A 19,725-nucleotide genomic window follows, 5' to 3' on the forward strand; every position below is an offset into this window, starting at 1 on the left:
ATTTAGCCTCCCGGGAGGGCAGAGATCATGTCTGCCTATCTCTTCATCAAATCGGCGCGCCGTTGAGCGCGCCGGCAGGAGCTTCGCGATGCTGACATCCTTGAAGGGCCGGACCGCCATCGTCACCGGCGGCAGCCGTGGCATCGGGAAGGGGATCGCCGCCTGCTTCGCGCGAGCCGGCATCAAGGTCCTGGTCGTCTCGCGCTCGCAGGGCGAGGCCGAAGCGGTGGCGGCCTCCATCGGCGGCGAGGCGGCGGGCTTTGCGGCCGACGTGTCGCGCGGCGCCGATTGCGAGGCCATGGCGGCCTTCGCGGTGGAGCGGTTCGGCGGGATCGACATTCTCTGCGCCAATGCCGGCATCTTCCCCGCCGCCAAGATCGGCGAGATGACCGAGACGGACTTCGACCACGTCCTCGGAACGAACCTGCGCTCGACCTTCCTCAGCGTGAAGGCGGTGCTGCGTGCCATGGAGGCGGCCGGACGGGGCCGCATCGTCATCACGTCCTCGATCACGGGGCCGATCACCGGCTATCCCGGCTGGTCGCATTACGGAGCGAGCAAGGCCGGGCAGCTCGGCTTCATGCGCACGGCCGCGATCGAGCTTGCACCCAAGCGCATCACCGTCAATGCCGTGATGCCCGGCAATATCGCGACGGAGGGGCTGGACGGCATGGGCGCCGACTATATCGGGAAGATGGAGAGCTCGATCCCGATGCGCCGGCTCGGCGGCGTCGAGGACATCGCCAATGCCGCGCTCTTCTTCGCCTCCGACGAGGCCGCCTACATCACAGGCCAGGGCCTCGTCGTGGACGGCGGCCAGATCCTGCCGGAATCGCTCGGGGCCCTCGAGGCCATGTAGGCGACCGGCCCGAAGGCTCCGCCGCCCTCCCCGCGAGGCGGAGGCGGAGCCATTCGAGTTTGTCAGGAATAATCGGGAACGGTTATTCCGAAGAGACAAACGACGAGAAAGGAATCGAGAGCCTGTCTGGTTCAGTATGAACCTGACGGACTCTAGGAACCCCATCAGCGCGTGCCGGTCGCCTCGTCCAGCGCGGCCTGGAAGCTCTCGACGAAGATGCCGGCATGCTCCTCGCCGAAGCAGAGCGGCGGCCGGATCTTCAGCGTGTTGCCGTAGAGCCCGGCGGCGCCGATGAGGATGCCGCGGGTCTTCAGGCCGTTGATCAGGCGGCTGCACAGCGCGGGGTCGGGCTCGCCGCTCTCGGGCTCCACGAGGTCCAGCCCGATGAAGAGCCCCGCGCCGCGCACGGCGCCGATCGTGGCATGGCGGCCCGCGAGGTCGCAAAGCCCCGCCTTGAACGAAGCCCCGACGCGGCCCGCATTCTCCACGAGCCCCTCGTCCCGGATCACGTCGAGAACGGCGAGCCCCGCCGCGGCTGCGACCGGATTGCCGCCGAACGTGTTGAAATAGCCGGTTTCCTCGCAGAAGCGCCGGAGCAGATCCGGCCGCGTGACGACCCCGCCCATGGGAAAGCCGTTGCCCATCGGCTTGCCCATGGTCACGATGTCCGGGACGATCCCGTGGCGCTCGAAGCCCCAGAGCCCCGCGCCCGTCCGCCCGAAGCCCGGTTGCACCTCGTCGGCGATGAAGAGGCCGCCGGCGGCCTTCGTGACCGCGAGCGCGGATGCCAGGAAACCCGGCGGATCGGCATGGATGCCATCGCTGGAGAAGATCGTGTCGACGACGAGGCCGGCAAAGCCGATGCCGTCTCGCGCGAGATCGGCGATGGCCTGCGTCAGGTCCGCGGCGAACCGCTCCCCGACATCGCCGCCGCTGGCGATATCCGGCGCTGGAATAGCGCGGACATGGGGCGCGAGACCACCCCGGCGGAGGGCGGAGGGCGAGATCTCGGTGACGGCCGCCGTGTTGCCGTGATAGGCGGCGGCCGTCACGACGAAGCCGGAACGACCGGTCGCGATCCTCGCGATCCGCAACGCCAGATCGTTGCTTTCGCTGCCCGTGCAGGTCAGCGCCACGTTCGTCAGCGGGGCGGGAAAGCTGGCCAGAAGCCGGTCGGCATAGGTCTCCACGACGCCGTTGAGATATCGCGTGTGGATGTTCAGCTCGGCGGCCTGCCGGGCCATGGCCTCGACGACCCTCGGATGGCAGTGCCCGACGGAGGGCACGTTGTTGTAGACGTCGAGATAGCGCCGCCCCTTCGCGTCGAAGAGATGGACGCCGCGCCCGCGGACCATCTCGATCGGCTCTTCGTAGAAGAGGACGGACGCCGCGCCGAAGGCGGCCACGCGCCGCGCGACGCGGCGGGCCATCGCCTCGTCGGACGGCGGGGCGCCGCCCGCATCGAAGCGGTTCATCATCAGGATTTCGCGAACGTTGCTCATGCCGCGCGCACGCCCGCTTCATCGGCCCCCACGCTGGCGCCCGCATCGTCCATATAGGCCCGGGCAAGATCGACCGTTCCCCGGCTGAAGGCCGGTCCGAGCGCGAGCGCCGTCGGGGTCTCGGCATGCGAGGCGATCCAGGCGGTGAGCTGCATCCGGCGCAGCATGACGAACATCGGCAGAAGCCGCGCCTGCTCCTCGGGAAAGGGCGAGACGCGCGCATAGCCTTCGAGCCAGGCCTGGCGCAGCGCCGGGACGATGGGCTCGTGCTCGATGAAGCTGATGGAGGCGGCAAAGTCGTAGCCGAACCAGGAGAGGCCGCAATCGTCGAAATCGATGACGCCGAGCCTGTCTCCCTCGACCAGGAGATTGGCGGCGCGCATGTCGCAATGGACGAGCCCGAACCGGTCCCCGCCCTGTCCGGCCGCCCGGCATTCAGCCTCCAGCCGCACCTGCAGCCGCTCGAGCAGGGCAAGCCCCTCGCCGTCCAGACCAGGGGCCGCGCGCCAGTCGCCCCAATAGGCGTCGCGGCCGAGGATCGTCTCGAAATCCCAGCGCTTGCGCACGAAGTCGGCCGGGCGCGTCCAGCGCCGTGCGTGGTCGTGGAGACGGGCGGAGATCTCGCCGAGATGGCGATACCAGTGCGGCAGGTCGCTCGTGGCCTCCGGCTCGCGGCCGCTCATGTGCTCGAAGGCGACGGCATACCGGGCGGAAGGCCCGTCCATGAAGCGGACGAGCAGTTCTCCATCCTCGGCCCGCAGCGGGCGCGGCGTCTCGACGACCCCATCCCGGCGCAGGGCCTCGATCCAGGAAAGCTCGGACCGGATCTCGGCTTCCGAGTGATAGCCCGGCCGGTGAACGCGCAGGACGACCCGCCGCCCGCCCTCCTCGGCCAGGAAGGTCGCGTTCTCCGAGATGGTCAGAAGCCGCAAGTCTCCGTCCGAGGAGAGTTTCCAAGCCGGCAGCACCGCCCGAAGGCTCCGCTCCAACCGCTCCAGAAGCGAGTTCTCGTACAGCATGCCCAGACCCACCGGTTTTCCGTCAGGCAAGGCAACACCGGAATTGTTGGGATTGCAACATTTAAAGCCGCAGACCCCCGTCGAAGACGACTATCCGGCGCGGACTCAGCTCGATGCCCGCGGAACATCCTGTGCGCTCAGCGTCGCCTGGAGCAGCGTTTCGGCTCCGGCGATGCAGAAGCGGGGCTCGACGAACTCGGCTTCGTTGTGGCTGATTCCGTCGCGGCAGGGCACGAAGATCATGGCGCTGGGGGCGATGCGGGCGAGGAAGAGGGCGTCGTGGAAGGCGCCGGAGACGAGGCGCGTCGCGGCATGGCCGGCGTCCCGCGCTGCGGCCTCGACAAGCGCCGTCATCTCAGGGGGAAAGGCCGCGGGAGCCATGTCGAAGACGATGCGCAGCTCGGCCTCGCAGCGCGCCTTCGCGGCCTCGGCCTCGACGACGGCCCGCACCTCGCGCTCGATGGCGTCGAGCGCGCCGGCATCGGGATGGCGCAGATCCAGGGTGAAGGCGACCCGTTCGGGCACGGCGTTGATCGAGCCCGGCTCGGCGTGGATGCGCCCGACCGTCAGCCGCGCCGCCGCGTCGCCGGCCATGACGCCGGCAAGCGCATGGAGCGCGGCGGCGGCGGCGGCCATCGGGTCGCGGCGATAGGCGGGCGGCGTCGTGCCGGCATGGGCGGCCGCGCCCGTCAGCACCGCCTCCAGCCAGCGCGTGCCCTGGATGCCGGTAACAGTGCCGATGGCGATGTCCTCGCGCTCGAGCACCGGCCCCTGCTCGATGTGAAGCTCGATATAGGCCGCGATCGGCCCGCCGAGCGGGCGGAACGGCACGCCGGAAAGGGCGCCGAGCGTGGCCGCCAGTTCGTCGCCGAACCGCGCGCCGTCGGCGCCGAGGATGTTCGTCCACCCGGCCGGGATCTCGCCGGCGGAAAAGGCCTGCGATCCCATGCAGCCCGGCAGGAAGCGGCTGCCCTCCTCGTTCGTCCAGACGGCGAGTTCCACGGCGCGGGGCGACGTCACCCCGGCATCCTCCAGCGCTTCCAGAACCTCGAAGCCGGCGAGAACCCCGAGCGCCCCGTCGAAGCGCCCGCCGGTCGGCTGCGTGTCGAGATGGCTGCCGAGGAGGAGCGGCGGCAGTGCGGCATCCGTGCCGGCGCGCCGCAGGAAGAGGTTGGCGCAGGCGTCCTGCTCCACGAGAAAGCCGCGCGCCTGCCCGAGCGAGGCCAGAAGCGCGCGCGCCTCGCGGTCGCCTTCCGTCAGGGCCTGCCGGTTCACGCCGCCCCGCGCCGTCGCGCCGATGGCGGCGAAGGCATCGAGGCGGGCAAGGAGCCGATCGGGATCGATGCGCGGGATCTGCGCCGTCACCGATGGAGACCCGCGATGAAGCGCTTGACGCGCTCGGGCTCGACCGGGTTCCACCAGACGCCGTCCACCTTCAGGGAACTCGCCACGATCACGCCGTCGACGATGTCGAGAATGTCGCCGGCATTCTCGGGCGTCACGCCGCTGCCCACCAGCGTCGGCAGGCCCGACGCTTCCTTGATCATGCGGATGTAGCTCAGATCCGCCGCATGGCCGGTGCGCTGGCCGGTGGCGATCACCGCGTCGGCGTCGAAGAAGACGAGATCCTTCACCTGCTCCTCGACCGGCCGGTCGGCGACGATCGCATGCGCCCCGTGCTTCACATGGGCGTCGGCGAAGATGCGAATGCCTTTGGCGCGGAGTCTGGCGCGGTAGCGCAGCGCGCGGGCCGCCTCGCCCTCGATGAAGCCCTCGTTGGCGACATAGGCATTGGCCCATTGGTTCACGCGAACGAAGGCCGCGCCCGAGGCGCTGGCGATGGCGAGCGCGGGAATGGCAGCATTGGCGAGGACGTTGATGCCGATCGGCCGGCCGAGCTCGCGCCGTATCCGGTCGGCGACGACGCTCATGTGAGCGGACGTCTCCGGCCCGATATCGTCGGGCTTGGAAAACGGCACGTCGCCGTGGTTCTCGACGATGACGCCGTCGCAGCCGTTGGCGAGATAGGCGCGCGCGTCGTCGAGGCCCCGTGCGTAGATGGCCTCCACCGCCTCGGCGTCGAAGCGCGGGGCGCCCGGCAGGGGCAGGAGATGGACGACGCCGATGATCGCCTTCGTCCGGCCGAAGATCGAGGTGATGGCGTCGCCGGCGACCTGGCCGATGGGTTGCGTGCTCATGAGCGATCTTTCGGTGTCGATGGGAAAAGGACCGCGATCTCGGCGGGTGTCGGACAGGCGGCGAGCGTGCCCGGCCGCGTCACCGCGATCCCGGCGGCGGCGATGGCGGCGGCGAGCGCCGGCCCGGATGCCTCGCCCTGCGCGAGAAGGCCGGTGAAGACGCCGCAGAGAACGTCGCCCGCACCGCTCGTATCGAGCGGCGTGACGGCGGCGGCGGGAAAGCGGCGAACGCCGTTCCCACCCGCCATCAGCGCGCCGCCCGCGCCGAGGCTGACGACGACATGGACGGCACCGCGGCCCAGAAGTCGGCGCGCGGCCTCGCCGGGATCGCGCGCGCCGGTCAGCGTCTCGGCCTCCCCGGCATTCACGACGAGCCAGTCGACGTCGCCGAAGTGCCAGTCGTCGCTTTCGCCGAGGGGGCTGGCGTTCAGAATCGTGACCGCCCCCCGATGCCGCGCGAAGGCGAGGCAGCGGTGGGAGACGGCCAGCGGAAGATTGCCCTGCATCAGCAGGAGATCGCCGCCGCGAAGACGCGACGCCAGACGAGGCGCCCCTGGAGCATCTGCGAGCGGATCGAAGCCCCGCGCGCGCTCGACGAGGCTGACGATCGCGTTCTCGCCGCCGGCCTCGACGAGAATGACGGAGCGGTCGCTCGCGCCCTCCGCCTCGATGAGCCCGTCCAGATTCAGCCCCTCGGCGGCGAGACGGTCGCGGATCGTCGCGGCCGCCTCGTCCGAGCCGACCGCGCCGTGGAAGGCGACGGGCGCGCCGGTCCGCGCGGCGGCGGCCGCCTGGTTGGCGCCCTTGCCGCCGAGCCCCTGCCCGCCGCCCGCAGCGTTCAGCGTCTCGCCCGGCATCGGCAGCCGGGCGAGGCGGAACGTCGTGTCGAGGGCCGCATTGCCGACGACGTGAACGACGGGGGTCGAGGGGCCGGGGCCTGCCATTCGGTCAGTCCTTGGCGATGGACCAGGCGAGCATGGCGGCGAAGAGCTTGGCATAGCCTTCCCAGGCGATGAAGCCGGAGGGCAGCCAGTGCGGCCCGACATCGGAGGTCCAGACGACGGAGCGGCCCTTGCCGTAGGTGCCGGTGACGAGGAGCGGCTGCGAGCCGTATTCGCCGGAAACGGTGGCCAGAACCTCCGCGCCCGGCTTCAGCTCGACCTCGTTATAGCCGAGCAGCACCGGCCATTCGGTTCCGAGCCCCTGAAGGATCGGATGCGCCGCGTCGCCCGTCACCTCCGGCGTGAAGCCCTCCGGCACCTCGACGCGGTCGTCGAAGCGAAAGCAGGTCACGGGCAGCACGTCCTCGACCGGGGTGCGGGCATAGCGCGCGCCGCCGTTGATCCCCTGGAACGAGTAGTAGCCGCCGAACATCAGGAGGGCGCCGCCTTCCTCGACATACTGGCGCAGCAGCTTCAGCCGGTTCGGCGTCGTCTTGGAGTGAATCCAGGTATCGGGATGGAGAAGCAGCGTGTTGGCGCCGATGTCGGACAGGATCACCGCGTCATAGGCGCGGAGCGCCTCGATCGTCTGCGGAAAGTCGCGCTGCGCCTGATGGGCCGGCATGAACTCGATGTCGAACGGGCTGTCCTTCAGCGCCTTCAGAAGCTCGTCGGCGCCCTGGTGATAGGTGACGGTCGGAAACTGGTCGAAGCCCTTGATGTGCGTCGCGGTGGACACCCAGGATTCGCCGGCGAGAAGCACCTTGGATCGGGACATGATGGTCGTTCCTTTGGGAAGGATGGGAGAGGTGGAAGGGATGGAGATGTTCAGACGGCCGAAGAGAAGACGGCGCGCGGATTGTCCACGAGCATGCGGTCGATGACCGCCGCATCGAGGCCGTGGCGCATCAGTCGCGGCACGAAATGCTTCAGGATGTAGCCATATCCGAAGCCGCCGAAGCGGGTCAGCATCATCTTGAGGAAGACGTCCTGGCTAAGGAGAAGCCGGTCCGCATGTCCGCTCTCGACGAGCGCGCGGATGGCGCGCGCGTTCTCCTCGTCGGAGGGAGACTGCGAGTCGGCATCGGCATAGTAGTAGTCCATGCCGATCATGTCGTATTCCAGAAAGGCCCCGCGCTCGGCCAGCGCCCGCTGGTAGGGCAGGTCGTCATGGCTCGGATTCATGTGGCAGAGCACGGTGTGCCGGAGATCGGCGCCCTCGCCCTCCACGATGTCGAGCACCTCGTGGGCGAGGCGCTCCCACCCCGGCAGATGGATCGACAAGGGCACCCCCGTTCGCGCGGAGGCCCGGGCGGAGGCGCGCAGCGACTTGCGCTCCTCGGCGGTGAAGTCCTTCGAGACGCCGACCTCGCCGATGATGCCGGCGACGACGTCCGGCTTCTCGGCGGCGCCGCCGACGTCGTGGACGAGGAACTCCGTGACCTCGTCGACATCCATTCGCTTCAGCCAGTCGGGATGGGTGTGTTCGAGATAGAAGCCCGAGCCCATCACGATCTTCAGCCCGCTCATGCGCGAGATGCGTCCGAGCTTGGCCGGATCGCGGCCGATGCCGATATTGGTGGGGTCGACCACGGTGTGGCCGCCGAGCGCCTGGAAGAGCTTCAGCTCGGAGAGCGCCAGATCGCCGTCGGTGAGCGAGACGTTGTCGCGGTTGATATAGGGGTTCATCCGCAACTCGCCGATGATGCCCATATGCACGGGCTCCTCGGCGATGGCGCGCAGGTCCGGGTGGCACGGGCAGGACCAGGATTTCTCGCCGTCGATGAAGATGTGCTCGTGCATCAGCGTGATGCCGAGCTCGGCGACGGGGACGGGCCCCTGCACCGTCATCGCATGGCCCGTGGCGACGCCGATGCCGGCGGGCGCGGAAGCGGAGGGCTGGAAGTCGAGCGGCATCGGCTCAGCGCTTCCGCACGGCGCCGCGGAACAGGCGGAAGTTCAGCCAGATCGCGACGAGGATGATGCAGCCGGTGATGATCGGCGTGAGAAACGGCGACATGTGCGAGAGGATCAGCCCGTTGGCGATCACCGAGACCGTCAGCGCGCCGAGCACCGTGCCGACCAGCGTGCCGCGCCCGCCGAAGAGGCTGGTGCCACCGAGCACCACGGCGGCGATGACCTCCAGCTCGAAGCCCTGCCCGGAATTCGACGAGCCCGAGCCGAGGCGTCCGGCCAAGACGATGCCGGCGAGCGCGGCGGCGCTGGAGGAGAGGACGTAGACCATCAGCGTGGTGAAGCGCGTGTCGACGCCGGCCCGGCGCACCGCCTCGGCATTGGCGCCGATGCCGGTGACGTAGCGGCCGAAGCGCGTCTGGTTGAAGGCGATCCAGGCCACGACGAGCGCGGCGAGCGCGATCCAGGCGGGAATGGGCACGCCGAGGAACCAGCCGCGCCCCATGACGACGAAGGGGCTGTCCGGCGCGATCGGGATCGAATAGCCGCCGGTGATGAGAAGGGCGAGGCCGCGGATGACCGAGAGGCCCGCCAGCGTCACGATGAAGGCGGGAATGCCCTCGTAGGCGACGAAGAAGCCCTGGATCGCGCCGACGGCGGCGCCGAGCGCCAGCATGGCGAGGATCACGACCGGCCAGGGCAGGCCGAACTGCAGGAGCGCGGCCGAGAGCGCGCAGACGAGCGCCAGAACCGAGCCGACCGAGAGATCGATGCCGCCGGTGGTGATGACGAAGGTCATGGTCGCGGCCACGATCAGGAGCGGCGCGGACTGGCGGATGATGTTCAGAAGGTTCGGCGCGGTCAGGAACGCATCGGTGCTCAGCGTGAAGAGAAGGCACACGAGGCCGAAGAAGATCGCGATCGAGGCGACGCTTCCATTGGCCATGAACCGGTCGCGCCAGTTGGTCCGGCGCACGCGGGGCGCATGGCCGGCGGGATGCAGCGAGGCGGCGGGAAGGGCCGCGGCGGGCTCGGTCGGGGTCATGCCGGCAGGGCTCCCAGTTCTTCGCCGCGGTGCCCGGCCGAACGCGCCTGGAACTTGCGGCCGACGATGAGGTTCACGACGTCTTCGATGCTGGTCTCCTCGATCCGCCGCTCGGCGACGTTGCGGCCCTCGTACATGACCTGGATGCGGTCGCAGACGAGGAAGAGGTCCTGCAGACGGTGGGTGATGAGGATGACGCTGACGCCGCGCGCCGAGACCGTGCGGATCAGCTCCAGCACCGCCTCGACCTCGGCCACCGCAAGGGCGGCCGTCGGCTCGTCCATGATGAGCACCTTCGGGTCGAAGGAGGCGGCTCTGCCGATGGCGATCGACTGGCGCTGGCCGCCCGACAGGTTCTCGACGAGAAGCTTGGTGTCGGCGATGACGATGCCGAGCCGCTCCAGCATGGATTTCGCATCCGCATGCATGCGCGGCTTGTCGAGGAAGGGCAGGCCCGCGACCTTGCGGCGGGGCTCGCGGCCGAGGAAGAGATTGCCCGCGACGTCCACCGTGTCGCAGAGCGAGAGGTCCTGGTAGACCATCTCGACATGGGCGGCCCGCGCATCGGCGGGCGAGGCGAAGGCGACGGGCCGGCCGTCGATCTCGATCGTGCCGCCGTCGGGCACGACCGCGCCGGACAGGACCTTCGACAAAGTCGACTTGCCTGCGCCGTTGTCCCCGACGAGGCCGAGCACCTCGCCCGGCGCCAGCCGCAGCGACACGTCGTGCAGCGTCTGGATCGGGCCGTAGCGTTTCGAAATCCCGGTCATGCGGACGCGATCGGGCGGGGATGTGCTCATCGACGAGGCTCCTGGCATCGGACTGAGGGCGCCGCCGCGCGAACCGGCGGCACCCGATCGGCTCGGCGGATTACTTGAACATGCCGCGGAACTGATCGACGTTCGCCTTGGTGACGATCGTCACAGGCACGTTGATGATGGGCTCGACGCTCTCGCCCTTCTTCAGCTTCACCAGCGCCTCGACGGCGGCCTTGCCCTCGCCCGCCGGGTCCTGCTGCACGACGCCGGCGACCCAGCCCTCGTCGATGCCCTTCACGGCCTGGGCGGTGAGGTCCCAGCCGAAGACCTTGACGTCGGCCTGCCGGCCCTGGCTCTCGACGGCCGAGACCGCGCCGATGAGGGCGGGCTCGCCCGTCGCGTAGAGCGTCTTCATGCCGGGATTGGCGGTCATCAGGTTCTCCGCCGCGCCGAGCGCGACGTCCTGCACGTTCTGCCCGTCCACCGTGTCGAGGAACTCGATCTTCTCGCCGCTGGCCGTCGCGGCCTCCTTGAAGCCGTCGAGACGCTGGTTCTGGATGAAGGAGTTCAGCGCGCCGACGACGCCGACGGTCGCCTCGCCGCCCATCTCGGCCTTCACGTAGTCCGCGTAGAACTTGCCGATGTCGGCGCCGGCCTTGGCATTGTCGACGCCGATGAAGGAGACGTTGTCGCCGCCCGGGATCTGCGCGTCGATCGCGACGACCGGAATGCCGGCGGCCTTGGCCTCGGTGATGGCCGGCTTCACGCCGTTGACGTCGATGGCGACGAGGATGATGCCGTCGACCTTCTGGGTGATGTAGGTCTCGATCGCCGAGTTCTGGGCCGAGGGCACGTTGTTGGCGTCGAAGATCACGAGTTCGGCGCCCGCCGCCTTCGCGGCCGCCTTGGCGCCGTCGTTGATCTGGTTGAAGAAGAGGGCCTGACTGTTGATCGTCACGAGGGCAAAGGTTTCGGCCCGTGCCGAGGCCGCGCCGAGGGCGAAGGTGAGGACGGCGGCGGCAACGCCGCCGGACAGGATCTGGGACAGGCGCATGGAATTCCCCTTTGGATCGGCGGCCCCCGGGGCCTCGGTCGCGCTTCTGCGCCAGGAGAGAATTCAAGAAACTTGAATGGGTGTCAACGGAATTTCGTGCTGCATTGCCACATAATTCATCTGCACCGAAAAATAGCAGTTTCTGCCTGATTTTTCAGCTGACATGATCGCAGGGAGAAAAGCCGACGTTCAGCCGGGGTCGAGCACCAGGCTCGCAGCGCCGGCAAGACCCGCCTGCCCGCCGAGTCCGGCCGGAACGACCGGCACGTCGCGATAGGCCGGCATGGCCCGATCGGCGATTGTGCGGGCGATGCCCGCCTCCATCAGGTCGAGCGCGGCCGAGAGCCCGCCGCCGACGACGATGGCCTCCGGTGAATAAAGATGCAGGAGATTGGTGAAGCCGATGCCGAGCCAGCGGGCCTCTTCGGCAAGAAGCGCCAGGGCCTGCGAGTCGCCCTCCCGCGCCGCGGCGACGACATGGCGCGCGGTGACCGGGCCGTCCTCGGCCAGCGCCCGCAGGCGCGATCCGTCGCCGGGGCGCGTTGCCGCCGTCGCGCTCCAGCCAAGCGCGGAGCCGGACGCCACGGCCTCGAAACAGCCGGTCGCCCCGCAGAAGCAGGGCCCGCCGCGCTCGGTGATCGTCATATGCCCGATCTCGGCGGCAAGGCCCCGCCGCCCGTGCAGGATGCGCCCGTCCGCCACCACGCCCCCGCCGATGCCGGTCGAAACGGTGACGAAGACGATCGAGCGCAGGCCCCGTCCGGCGCCGTAGCGCCATTCGCCGAGCGCGGCGGCATTGGCGTCGTTCTCGACCCGCACGGGCATGGACAGGCGATCGCCGAGAATGCGGGCGAGCGGAACGTCGCGCCAGCCCTTCAGCGTCGGCGGCGCGATGGCGATGCCCGCGATCGGATCGAGGGGCCCGGGCGCGCCGACGCCGAGACCGAGGATCTCGGCACCGGGCACGCGCGAGCGCACGTCGTCGAGGAGGGCGACGATCTGCTCGACGACGCGCTCCGGCCCGCCCGCGGCATCGGTCGCCATGCCCGCCTGCGCCAGAAAGCGCCCGCCCTTCGCCACGGCTGCGGCGCGCAGCTCCGTGCCGCCGAGATCGACGGCGAGGGCGAGCGGCTCGGCCATCAGGCCGCGACCTTCAAGTCGTGCAGCCAGCGCATGCGGGCGGAGAGGTCGGGATCGCCGAAGGCGAGCGAGCCGAGCACCACGGTCTCGGCCCCCGCCGCGCGCAGGCGCGGCACCGTCTCCTGCCGGATGCCGCCATCGGCCGCCAGCACCACGTCGGCCTCGCGGCCGTGGCGGGAGAGGATCGCGCGGGCCTCCTCAAGGCGCGGGCAGGCCGTGTCGGAAAGGCCCTGCCCCTTCACGCCGATCGCCGTGCCGAGAAGCGTCACGAAGGAGACCTTCTCGACGAAGGGCTCGATGGCCTCGACCGGCGTTTCCAGCCGCAGCACGACGCCGCCGGCAACGCCCATCGCGGCGACCGCTTCGAGCGCCCGCAGCCCCGCCTCGCCGTTCTCGGCATGGACGCTGATCAGATGCGCCCCGGCCTCTGCGAACTGCACCGCCTGCGCCTCCACGATGTCGGCCTCGACCATGAGATGGACATGCAGCGGCCGGTCGGTGAGCTTGGCGATGCGCGCGACCTGATCGGGGAAGAAGAGGAAGCTCGGCGCGAAGCGGCCGTCGGCGACGTCGATATGGTAGAGATCGACATGGTCGTGCGTGCGCTCGAGGTCCGCCTCCAGGTTGGCGAGGTCGGCCGACCAGAGCGAGAACTCGCCGAGCAGGCGGTCGCGCGGCAGCGAGGCGATCTGGAAGCGATCGGTCATCGGGGTGATCCTTCGAAGGAGGAGGAAGGCGGCAGAGCCGCGAGAAAATCGGCGATGGCCCGGCGCACGGCCGCCTGGTGCACGCCCTTGTCGGCGGCCTTCGGCGGCACCTCGACGAAGGCGGCGCCGGGAACGAGGCCGGAAAGCTCGCGGGCCAGATCCAGCGGATGGACGTCGTCCTCGCCATTGCCGACGACGAGCACGGGAAGGCGCAAGGCCGCGATCTCGGCCCGCGTCACGCCCGGCCCGTCCGCCGCGACGCCGTCCAGGAGATCGGCGGTCGAGGCAAGGTCCGGCCGGTCGAAGAAGCCGGCGAGCGAGGCGAGATTGTCGGGCGAGACCTCGGCCAGCCGCCGGGCCTCCGGGGAGGCCGCGAAGGCCGCGCGGGCGGCGTCGCGGTCGCCGGGATGCGCGCGCATCGCGCCCGCCGCGACGGCATAGGGGCGCATGTTGACGGGCGCGGGCTCCGCGATCCAGGCGGGGCGGACGAGCACGAGGGCGCGCACGAGATCGGACCGCGTCACCGCCAGCCGCAGCGCGATGGCCGCGCCCATTGAGACGCCGCCCGCAACGAAGCTCCGCGCGCCCGCCGCCTCGGTCGTCGCCTCGATTGCCGAAAGACAGTCGTCCGCGAACATCGCGATCCCGAACGGCCGCGTGGCGCCGGGCTCGGACTGCCCCTGCGCGCGACATTCCAGCGTCAGGCGATGCCAACCCGCCGCGTCCGGAAAGTTCCCCTCGGCCTGCGCGGCATCGCCGCCGAGCCCGTGCTGGAAGAGGACGGCCGCCCCCTCGCCGGCCTCCACGAGCCGCAGCCGGGCGCCGTCCCGTTCGATCCGGCGCTCGCGCGGGCTCATCGCAGCGCGCCCTTCAGGAAGGCGGCGACCTCGCCGGCCTCCTCGGGCTGGAGGCCGTGGGTGACGAGCGGTCCGTCGAAGCCGGCGGCGCGAAGACGGCGGAGGAAATCGGGGAAGTCGACGACGCCCTGTCCGGCCGTCGCGAACCGGCCGTCGGCATGGCGGTCCTTGGCATGGGCCATCGCGATCAGCGGCGCCGCCTCGTCCACTGAGCGCGCGACGATGCGGCGGGCTTCGTCGGCGCTCGCCGCCTCGAAGAGATTGGCGGGATCGAGCACGACGCGAAGGCGCGCCGAGCCCATCTCGCCGGAAAGCCGGACGGCATCGGCGGTGGAGGTGACGATATTGGCCTGTTCGGGCTCGATGCCGAGATCGACGCCGTGCCGCTCCGCCAGATCCAGCGCCTTGCCCATCTCCGCCGCCATGTCGCTCCAGGCGGCGGGATCGGCATTGTCGGGATGATGCACCCACTGGTCGGCCGCGTTGCGCGTCCCCGTGCAAAGCGTGACGAGCGGGATGCCGAGCGCGGCCGCCGCCTCGATCACGACGCCGAGCCGGCGCAGCCCGTCGTCCCGCGCGGCCGGGTCGGGATGGGCCATGTTGTAGGTGCCCGACAGCGCGGCGAGGGAGACGCCGCTCGATCGCGAGGCCGCCCGGATCGCGTCGATCGCCTCGGCCGGCACATGGTCCGGCATGGAGGCGAGGCCGGCGCAGGCGAGATTGAACTGCACCGTCTCGTAGCCGGCCTCAGCCGCCGCGGCGAGGACGGCGGCGGGATCGCTGCCCGCAAAGGTCTTGGCGAAGATGCCGAGGCGCATCAGACGGCCCCCGTGACGTCGGCGAGGACGACGCGCTCGCCCGTCTCGACCGAGCGCGCGATGGCGACCATGGCACGGATCGAGGCGACGCCGTCGGCGGCATCGGCGCCGCGCATCGGCGCGCCGTCGAGGATCGTGTCGGCGAAGCCTTCGAGCTGGCGGCGGAAGAAATGGCCGTCGGCGCCGAGCGGCTTGTGCGTGGTCGCCGTCTTCTCGTGGAAGATCTCGACCTCGGAGGCGCGGAAGTACCAGGGGTTGAAGGTCTTCGCGAGCACCGAGCCGTTCTCGCCGTAGAGCTGGAAGCCCTCGAACCAGTCCATCCGCACCGCGACGGTGAGATCGAGATGGCCGAGGGCGCCGGAGGCGAACTCGGTCTCCACGAACCAGCAATAGGCGCCGAAGGCCTCGCGCAGGCGGGCGCGCACGGCGGTGATCTCGCCGCAGAGGAAGCGCGCGGTATCGACGAGATGCGAGCCGTGCGCCAGCATGAAATACTGCCGGAGATCGGCCTTGGGATTGCCGCCGGGCTTGCGGGCGAGCTTGGAGGTGACGGGCAGCGGCTGCACCGCGTCGGTGTTGGTGTAGCGGTGGGTGGAATCGCAGTACCAGGCCTTCAGCGCCAGCACCTCTCCCATCTCGCCTCGCGCAAAATCGCGGGCCGCCTCCAGCGCCGGGTCGAAGCGCTTCATGTGCCCGACCTGATAGATGCGTCCCGACGCCGCCACGGTCCGCGCGAGCGCCTCGCCCTCCTCCACCGAGACGCCCACCGGCTTCTCGCAGAGAACGTGCTTGCCCGCTTCCAGCGCCTTCAGCGTCATGGGAACGTGATAGGCGTCCGACGTCGCCACGATGACGGCGTCGAGCGCCGGATCGGCGAGCATGGCGTCGTAGTCGGCATAGGATTTGGCCGGCTCGTAGGTCGCCGCCATGCGCGCCAGGAGATCGGGCGCGGCATCGCAGATGGCGTAGAGGTCGGCATTGCGGGCCTTCACGCAGGATTCCAGATGCGCGAACTGCGCGATCGGGCCGCAGCCCAGGACACCGACGCGCAGCCGGCGATCGTCCTTCTTCAGCATGACACTCGTCCTCCGGCGCCGCGGCGTCGCATGGTTTTGCAGGTGGTCTTCAAGGGCGGCTCCCCCGCCGGCAGCGCGCGGCCGAGGACGGCTCGTGAGGCGCGCGAAACGGCGATCGCCGCGTCGGTGTCGCGCCGGTCGAAGGGCTTCGTCTCATGAAAGGAGATCGACAAGCGTCGGCTCGCCGCCGGAAGCGCCGGCTTCGGACTTCGACATGTCCACCTCCCCGTACCCGCGGCTCGTCGTCCGCGGGTCTCTTATGGTCGAGGCGCAGTCTGCCTCGTTTTGGACGCCCGTCAAGCAGAATAGCGCATAAAGCCGCATTCTTTGGCGCTGGATTTGAAGAAACGCGCACAGAGACGCAACCGCTGGCCGACGTCAGCGGCCACCGTCCGGCTTCGCCAAGGCCGTTCCCGGCTTCTCCGTCAGCAGACGGTGATCTGCACATCCGCGCCGGCCAGCGCCTCGCGCAGTGCGCCGGTCGGCTCGGCATCGGTCACGAGATGCTGGATGCGCTCGAGCGGGGCGATCCGCGCGAAGGCCTCCGCGTCGAACTTGGAGCTGTCGACGAGGAGAACGGTGCGGTCGGCGATGTCGATCATCGCCGCCGTCGCCACCGCCTCCTCCAGGCGCCCGACCGAGGGGCCGGCCGCCGAGAGCGCGGCCGCGCCGATGACCGCCGTATCCGCCCGGATGCCCGCGACGCTCGGGAAACCCACCGCGCCGATCGTCACCTGCGACACCGACCAATAGGCACCGCCGAGAATCTGCAGCGCCCGGACGCTGGCATCCGAGACGACGGGGGGAATGCGCAGATTGTTGGTGACGAGCGTGAGGTCGCGGTGCCGCGAAAGCTCGCCCGCGAAGTAGCAGGTCGTCGATCCGCCGTTGAGGATCAGCGTCTCCCCGTCGCGCACCAGCCGCGCGCCGGCCCGCGCGATCCGCAGCTTGGCGTCGCTATGCTCGTCCATGCGCTGGCCGAGCGTCGTGTCCACGCGCACCATCCGGTCGTTGCGCACGGCGCCACCATGGGTGCGCACGAGAAGCCCGCGCTTCTCCAGACCGTCGAGATCGCGCCGGATCGTGTCGCGCGAGACGTCGAGCAGCGCGACGAGTTCGGTGACGGTCAACTGCCCGCGCTCGTCGAGGAGATGGATCAGGCGGTTTTGGCGCATGGCCGGCAGCGCGGCGCTACGCTCGGTCGTCTCGCGTCTGGTCTCGTCCATGTCGCCGTCGCCCCGCCCCGCCCCGCCCCCACATGTCGCAACCGGATTAAGCCGCGCGGCGCAAAGGGGCAATCGGTCAGGAGCCGGCGTCTCGCAGGTGGCGGATGATGCCGGAGAAGTCGACGTCGCCCTGGCCCGCCTCGGCGAAGGCGGCATAGATCGCCTCGGCATGGTGCCCGAGGGGCGTCGCGACGCCGCCGGCCTCGGCCGCGGCCTTGGCAAGGCGCAGGTCCTTCAGCATGAGACCGGCGGCGAAGCCCGGCCGGTAGTCGTTGTTGGCGGGCGAGGTCGGCACCGGGCCGGGCACGGGGCAGTAGGTCGTGAGCGACCAGCACTGGCCGGAGGAGGTGGAGGCGACGTCGAAGAGCGCCTGGGCGGACAGGCCGAGCTTTTCCGCCAGCACGAAGGCCTCCGCGACCGCGATCATGGAAACGCCGAGGATCATGTTGTTGCAGATCTTGGCGGCCTGCCCCGCGCCGGCCCCGCCGCAATGCACGATCTTCGACCCCATGGCCTCCAGCAAAGGCCGCGCGCGTGTGAAGGCGGCCTCGTCGCCGCCGGTCATGAAGGTCAGCGTTCCCCCCGCCGCGCCCTTGGTGCCGCCGGAAACGGGCGCGTCGAGCGAGGCGAAGCCGGCTTCCGCCGCCAGCTCGTGCGCGCGCCCCGCGCTTTCGATGTCGATCGTGGAACAGTCGACGAGCAGCGTTCCCGGCGCCAGATGCGGCAGCGCCTCCTGCCAGATCGAGAGCACATGCGCCCCCGCCGGCAGCATGGTCATCACGACCTCGGCGTCGCGGACGGCCTCGCCGAGCGAGGCGGCGAGCGGAACGCCCTCCGCGCGGGCCGCGCCGAGCGCGCCCTCCGAGACGTCGAAGCCCGCCACGCCATGGCCGGCTCGGGCAAGGTTCAGGGCCATCGGCCGGCCCATATTGCCGAGGCCGATGAAGGCGATGCGGGTCGAGCTCATGTCGGATTCTCCAGCGGGGGCCGGCTCGGGGAAACGGCGCCGTCAGCGCCAGGACTGCCGGATCAGATCGGCGGCTTTCTCCGCGATCATCAGCGTCGGCGAATTGGTATTGCCCGAGACGATGGCGGGCATGACGGAGGCATCCGCCACGCGCAGGTTTCGAAGGCCGCGCACGCGAAGCTCGGGATCGACGACGGACCCCTCGTCGGCGCCCATGCGGCAGGTGCCGGCGGGATGAAAGATCGTCGTTCCGATCTCGCCGGCGGCCGCGACGAGGTCCTCCTCGCTCTGGAACGCCGGTCCCGGCTTGAACTCCTCCGGGTGGTAGGGCCGCAGCGCCGCCTGGGAGACGATGCGCCGCGTCAGGCGGATGGCGTCGGCGGCCACGCGCCGGTCGGCCTCGGCGGAGAGATAGTTCGGCCGGATCGCCGGCTGGACCCGATGGTCCGGCGCGCCCGCATGCACGCTGCCGCGGCTCTCCGGGCGCAGGTTGCAGACGCTGGCGGTAAAGGCCGGGAACGTGTGGACGCCCTCGCCGAACTTGTCGAGGCTGAGCGGCTGGACGTGATACTGGAGATTGGCCGTCTCGAAGGAGGGATCGGACTTGGTGAAGACGCCGAGCTGGCTCGGCGCCATCGACATCGGGCCCGACCGCGTCAGCGCATATTCGAGCGCGATGGACGCCTTGCCGAGCAGCGAGCTCGCCCGCTCGTTCAGCGTGCGGATGCCGCTGACCTTGTAGGCGCAACGCAGTTGCAGATGGTCCTGCAGGTTCTCGCCGACGTCGCGGCGCTCGGCGACGAGCGGAATGCCGGCGGCGCCCAGCACCTCGCCGCGCCCGATGCCGGAAAGTTCCAGGACGTGCGGCGAGCCGATCGCCCCGGCGCAGAGGATCGCCTCGCGGCGGCAGGAGACGGTGCGCACCTCGCCGCCGGTCTCGAACTCGACGCCCCGCACGGCCAGATCCTCGATCGCCAGCCGGCGGACATGGGCGCTCGTCACGACCTCGAGGTTCGGCCGGTGGCGCGCGGGCTTCAGGAAGGCCTTCACCGTGTTCCAGCGCACGCCCCGGCGCTGGTTCACCTTGAAGTAGGAGGAGCCCTCGTTGTCCCCGCGATTGAAGTCCTCGATCGGCGGAATGCCGGCCTCCTCTGCGGCGGCGCGGAAGGCGTCGAGAATGTCCCAGCGCAGGCGCGGCGGCTCGACGCGCCATTCTCCCCCGACCCCGTGCATCTCGTCGGCGCCGGCGAAATAGTCCTCCGAGCGCTTGAAGAGCGGCAGCACGTCGTCCCAGCCCCAGCCGGCACAGCCCATCTGGCGCCACATGTCGTAGTCGCGCGCCTGGCCGCGCATGTAGATCATGCCGTTGATCGAGGAGCAGCCGCCCAGCACCTTGCCGCGCGGATAGGCGAGCGCCCGCCCGTTCAGCCCCGCCTCGGCCTCCGTCTGGAAGCACCAGTCGGTGCGCGGATTGCCGATGCAGAAAAGATAGCCGACGGGGATGTGGACCCAGGCGTAATTGTCCCGCCGGCCCGCCTCCAGAAGGAGAACAGAGACGCCGGGATCGGCCGAGAGGCGGTTGGCGAGCGCGCAGCCCGCCGTGCCGCCCCCGACGACGATGTAATCGTAACTATCCTGCATCGG

The 19,725-nt window shown here is 70.1% G+C and carries 19 protein-coding genes; 1 reads left to right on the forward strand and 18 read right to left on the reverse strand.

Annotation, left to right across the window (positions count from 1 at the left end; translation table 11 throughout):
- The first annotated feature begins 88 nt into the window (after window positions 1–88).
- Window positions 89–859, forward strand: a complete 771-nt coding sequence (gene fabG / locus ASG62_RS01580; protein ID WP_056694463.1) for a 3-oxoacyl-ACP reductase FabG — start codon at window positions 89–91, stop codon at window positions 857–859.
- Between the two features lie 164 nt (window positions 860–1,023).
- Here the strand turns inward: fabG and ASG62_RS01585 are convergent, their stop codons facing one another.
- The 18 genes from ASG62_RS01585 to ASG62_RS01675 form a co-directional block, all read right to left on the reverse strand.
- Window positions 1,024–2,361 (reverse strand): aspartate aminotransferase family protein, encoded by a 1,338-nt coding sequence (locus ASG62_RS01585; RefSeq protein ID WP_056694461.1) that lies wholly within the window; start codon window positions 2,359–2,361, stop codon window positions 1,024–1,026.
- Window positions 2,358–3,380 carry a phosphotransferase enzyme family protein gene (locus ASG62_RS01590; RefSeq protein ID WP_056694459.1) on the reverse strand — a complete coding sequence of 341 codons (1,023 nt, stop codon included), beginning with the start codon at window positions 3,378–3,380 and terminating at the stop codon, window positions 2,358–2,360. The genes ASG62_RS01585 and ASG62_RS01590 overlap by 4 nt, the downstream gene beginning before the upstream one ends.
- 105 nt (window positions 3,381–3,485) lie before the next feature.
- The gene (locus ASG62_RS01595) at window positions 3,486–4,745 is read right to left on the reverse strand and encodes a hydantoinase/carbamoylase family amidase (RefSeq protein ID WP_082537178.1); all 1,260 of its coding nucleotides are present in this window, start codon (window positions 4,743–4,745) and stop codon (window positions 3,486–3,488) included.
- Window positions 4,742–5,578, reverse strand: a complete 837-nt coding sequence (locus ASG62_RS01600) for a BtpA/SgcQ family protein (protein ID WP_056694457.1) — start codon at window positions 5,576–5,578, stop codon at window positions 4,742–4,744. The genes ASG62_RS01595 and ASG62_RS01600 overlap by 4 nt, the downstream gene beginning before the upstream one ends.
- The gene (locus ASG62_RS01605) at window positions 5,575–6,522 is read right to left on the reverse strand and encodes a PfkB family carbohydrate kinase (protein ID WP_056694455.1); all 948 of its coding nucleotides are present in this window, start codon (window positions 6,520–6,522) and stop codon (window positions 5,575–5,577) included. Before ASG62_RS01605 ends, ASG62_RS01600 begins: the two co-directional genes overlap by 4 nt.
- Before the next feature lie 4 nt (window positions 6,523–6,526).
- On the reverse strand, window positions 6,527–7,297 hold the full coding sequence (locus ASG62_RS01610) for a glutamine amidotransferase (protein ID WP_056694453.1): 771 nt from the start codon (window positions 7,295–7,297) through the stop codon (window positions 6,527–6,529).
- A 50-nt stretch (window positions 7,298–7,347) separates the two neighbouring features.
- The gene (locus ASG62_RS01615; RefSeq protein WP_056694451.1) at window positions 7,348–8,436 is read right to left on the reverse strand and encodes a phosphotriesterase; all 1,089 of its coding nucleotides are present in this window, start codon (window positions 8,434–8,436) and stop codon (window positions 7,348–7,350) included.
- A gap of 4 nt (window positions 8,437–8,440) precedes the next feature.
- On the reverse strand, window positions 8,441–9,478 hold the full coding sequence (locus tag ASG62_RS01620) for an ABC transporter permease (RefSeq protein WP_056694448.1): 1,038 nt from the start codon (window positions 9,476–9,478) through the stop codon (window positions 8,441–8,443).
- On the reverse strand, window positions 9,475–10,278 hold the full coding sequence (locus ASG62_RS01625) for an ATP-binding cassette domain-containing protein (RefSeq protein ID WP_056694446.1): 804 nt from the start codon (window positions 10,276–10,278) through the stop codon (window positions 9,475–9,477). The genes ASG62_RS01620 and ASG62_RS01625 overlap by 4 nt, the downstream gene beginning before the upstream one ends.
- 70 nt (window positions 10,279–10,348) lie before the next feature.
- A complete protein-coding gene (locus tag ASG62_RS01630) occupies window positions 10,349–11,290 on the reverse strand; it encodes a substrate-binding domain-containing protein (protein ID WP_056694444.1) in 942 nt (313 codons plus the stop codon).
- A gap of 189 nt (window positions 11,291–11,479) precedes the next feature.
- The gene (locus tag ASG62_RS01635; protein ID WP_056694442.1) at window positions 11,480–12,430 is read right to left on the reverse strand and encodes an ROK family protein; all 951 of its coding nucleotides are present in this window, start codon (window positions 12,428–12,430) and stop codon (window positions 11,480–11,482) included.
- The gene (locus tag ASG62_RS01640) at window positions 12,430–13,137 is read right to left on the reverse strand and encodes a ribulose-phosphate 3-epimerase (protein ID WP_056694440.1); all 708 of its coding nucleotides are present in this window, start codon (window positions 13,135–13,137) and stop codon (window positions 12,430–12,432) included. Before ASG62_RS01640 ends, ASG62_RS01635 begins: the two co-directional genes overlap by 1 nt.
- Complete coding sequence (locus tag ASG62_RS01645; RefSeq protein WP_056694438.1) at window positions 13,134–13,994, reverse strand: alpha/beta fold hydrolase; 861 nt, start codon at window positions 13,992–13,994, stop codon at window positions 13,134–13,136. The genes ASG62_RS01640 and ASG62_RS01645 overlap by 4 nt, the downstream gene beginning before the upstream one ends.
- Entirely contained in the window at window positions 13,991–14,812 is an 822-nt protein-coding gene (locus ASG62_RS01650; protein WP_056694436.1) for a sugar phosphate isomerase/epimerase family protein, read from the reverse strand. Before ASG62_RS01650 ends, ASG62_RS01645 begins: the two co-directional genes overlap by 4 nt.
- Window positions 14,812–15,888 carry a Gfo/Idh/MocA family protein gene (locus ASG62_RS01655; RefSeq protein WP_056694434.1) on the reverse strand — a complete coding sequence of 359 codons (1,077 nt, stop codon included), beginning with the start codon at window positions 15,886–15,888 and terminating at the stop codon, window positions 14,812–14,814. The genes ASG62_RS01650 and ASG62_RS01655 overlap by 1 nt, the downstream gene beginning before the upstream one ends.
- 425 nt (window positions 15,889–16,313) lie before the next feature.
- The gene (locus ASG62_RS01665) at window positions 16,314–17,114 is read right to left on the reverse strand and encodes a DeoR/GlpR family DNA-binding transcription regulator (protein WP_056694430.1); all 801 of its coding nucleotides are present in this window, start codon (window positions 17,112–17,114) and stop codon (window positions 16,314–16,316) included.
- A gap of 76 nt (window positions 17,115–17,190) precedes the next feature.
- Window positions 17,191–18,081: a 3-hydroxyisobutyrate dehydrogenase gene (mmsB, locus tag ASG62_RS01670; RefSeq protein WP_056694428.1), complete on the reverse strand. Its 891-nt coding sequence runs from the start codon at window positions 18,079–18,081 to the stop codon at window positions 17,191–17,193.
- A gap of 42 nt (window positions 18,082–18,123) precedes the next feature.
- Window positions 18,124–19,722: a GMC family oxidoreductase gene (locus ASG62_RS01675; protein WP_056694426.1), complete on the reverse strand. Its 1,599-nt coding sequence runs from the start codon at window positions 19,720–19,722 to the stop codon at window positions 18,124–18,126.
- Window positions 19,723–19,725: the final 3 nt, after the last annotated feature.

Origin of the sequence: Aureimonas sp. Leaf427 (assembly GCF_001425485.1) — a bacterium.
Taxonomy (GTDB): domain Bacteria; phylum Pseudomonadota; class Alphaproteobacteria; order Rhizobiales; family Rhizobiaceae; genus Plantimonas.

What these genes read in the sequence shown, in the direction of transcription:
- ASG62_RS01615 (WP_056694451.1), bottom strand. Translation starts at nt 8,436, where the DNA reads ATGCCGCTCGACTTCCAGCCCTCCGCTTCCGCGCCCGCCGGCATCGGC.
- ASG62_RS01605 (WP_056694455.1), bottom strand. Translation starts at nt 6,522, where the DNA reads ATGGCAGGCCCCGGCCCCTCGACCCCCGTCGTTCACGTCGTCGGCAAT.
- mmsB (WP_056694428.1), bottom strand. Translation starts at nt 18,081, where the DNA reads ATGAGCTCGACCCGCATCGCCTTCATCGGCCTCGGCAATATGGGCCGG.
- ASG62_RS01675 (WP_056694426.1), bottom strand. Translation starts at nt 19,722, where the DNA reads ATGCAGGATAGTTACGATTACATCGTCGTCGGGGGCGGCACGGCGGGC.
- ASG62_RS01640 (WP_056694440.1), bottom strand. Translation starts at nt 13,137, where the DNA reads ATGACCGATCGCTTCCAGATCGCCTCGCTGCCGCGCGACCGCCTGCTC.
- fabG (WP_056694463.1), top strand. Translation starts at nt 89, where the DNA reads ATGCTGACATCCTTGAAGGGCCGGACCGCCATCGTCACCGGCGGCAGC.
- ASG62_RS01590 (WP_056694459.1), bottom strand. Translation starts at nt 3,380, where the DNA reads ATGCTGTACGAGAACTCGCTTCTGGAGCGGTTGGAGCGGAGCCTTCGG.
- ASG62_RS01650 (WP_056694436.1), bottom strand. Translation starts at nt 14,812, where the DNA reads ATGCGCCTCGGCATCTTCGCCAAGACCTTTGCGGGCAGCGATCCCGCC.
- ASG62_RS01665 (WP_056694430.1), bottom strand. Translation starts at nt 17,114, where the DNA reads ATGGACGAGACCAGACGCGAGACGACCGAGCGTAGCGCCGCGCTGCCG.
- ASG62_RS01600 (WP_056694457.1), bottom strand. Translation starts at nt 5,578, where the DNA reads ATGAGCACGCAACCCATCGGCCAGGTCGCCGGCGACGCCATCACCTCG.
- ASG62_RS01625 (WP_056694446.1), bottom strand. Translation starts at nt 10,278, where the DNA reads ATGAGCACATCCCCGCCCGATCGCGTCCGCATGACCGGGATTTCGAAA.
- ASG62_RS01610 (WP_056694453.1), bottom strand. Translation starts at nt 7,297, where the DNA reads ATGTCCCGATCCAAGGTGCTTCTCGCCGGCGAATCCTGGGTGTCCACC.
- ASG62_RS01630 (WP_056694444.1), bottom strand. Translation starts at nt 11,290, where the DNA reads ATGCGCCTGTCCCAGATCCTGTCCGGCGGCGTTGCCGCCGCCGTCCTC.
- ASG62_RS01655 (WP_056694434.1), bottom strand. Translation starts at nt 15,888, where the DNA reads ATGCTGAAGAAGGACGATCGCCGGCTGCGCGTCGGTGTCCTGGGCTGC.
- ASG62_RS01585 (WP_056694461.1), bottom strand. Translation starts at nt 2,361, where the DNA reads ATGAGCAACGTTCGCGAAATCCTGATGATGAACCGCTTCGATGCGGGC.
- ASG62_RS01620 (WP_056694448.1), bottom strand. Translation starts at nt 9,478, where the DNA reads ATGACCCCGACCGAGCCCGCCGCGGCCCTTCCCGCCGCCTCGCTGCAT.
- ASG62_RS01645 (WP_056694438.1), bottom strand. Translation starts at nt 13,994, where the DNA reads ATGAGCCCGCGCGAGCGCCGGATCGAACGGGACGGCGCCCGGCTGCGG.
- ASG62_RS01635 (WP_056694442.1), bottom strand. Translation starts at nt 12,430, where the DNA reads ATGGCCGAGCCGCTCGCCCTCGCCGTCGATCTCGGCGGCACGGAGCTG.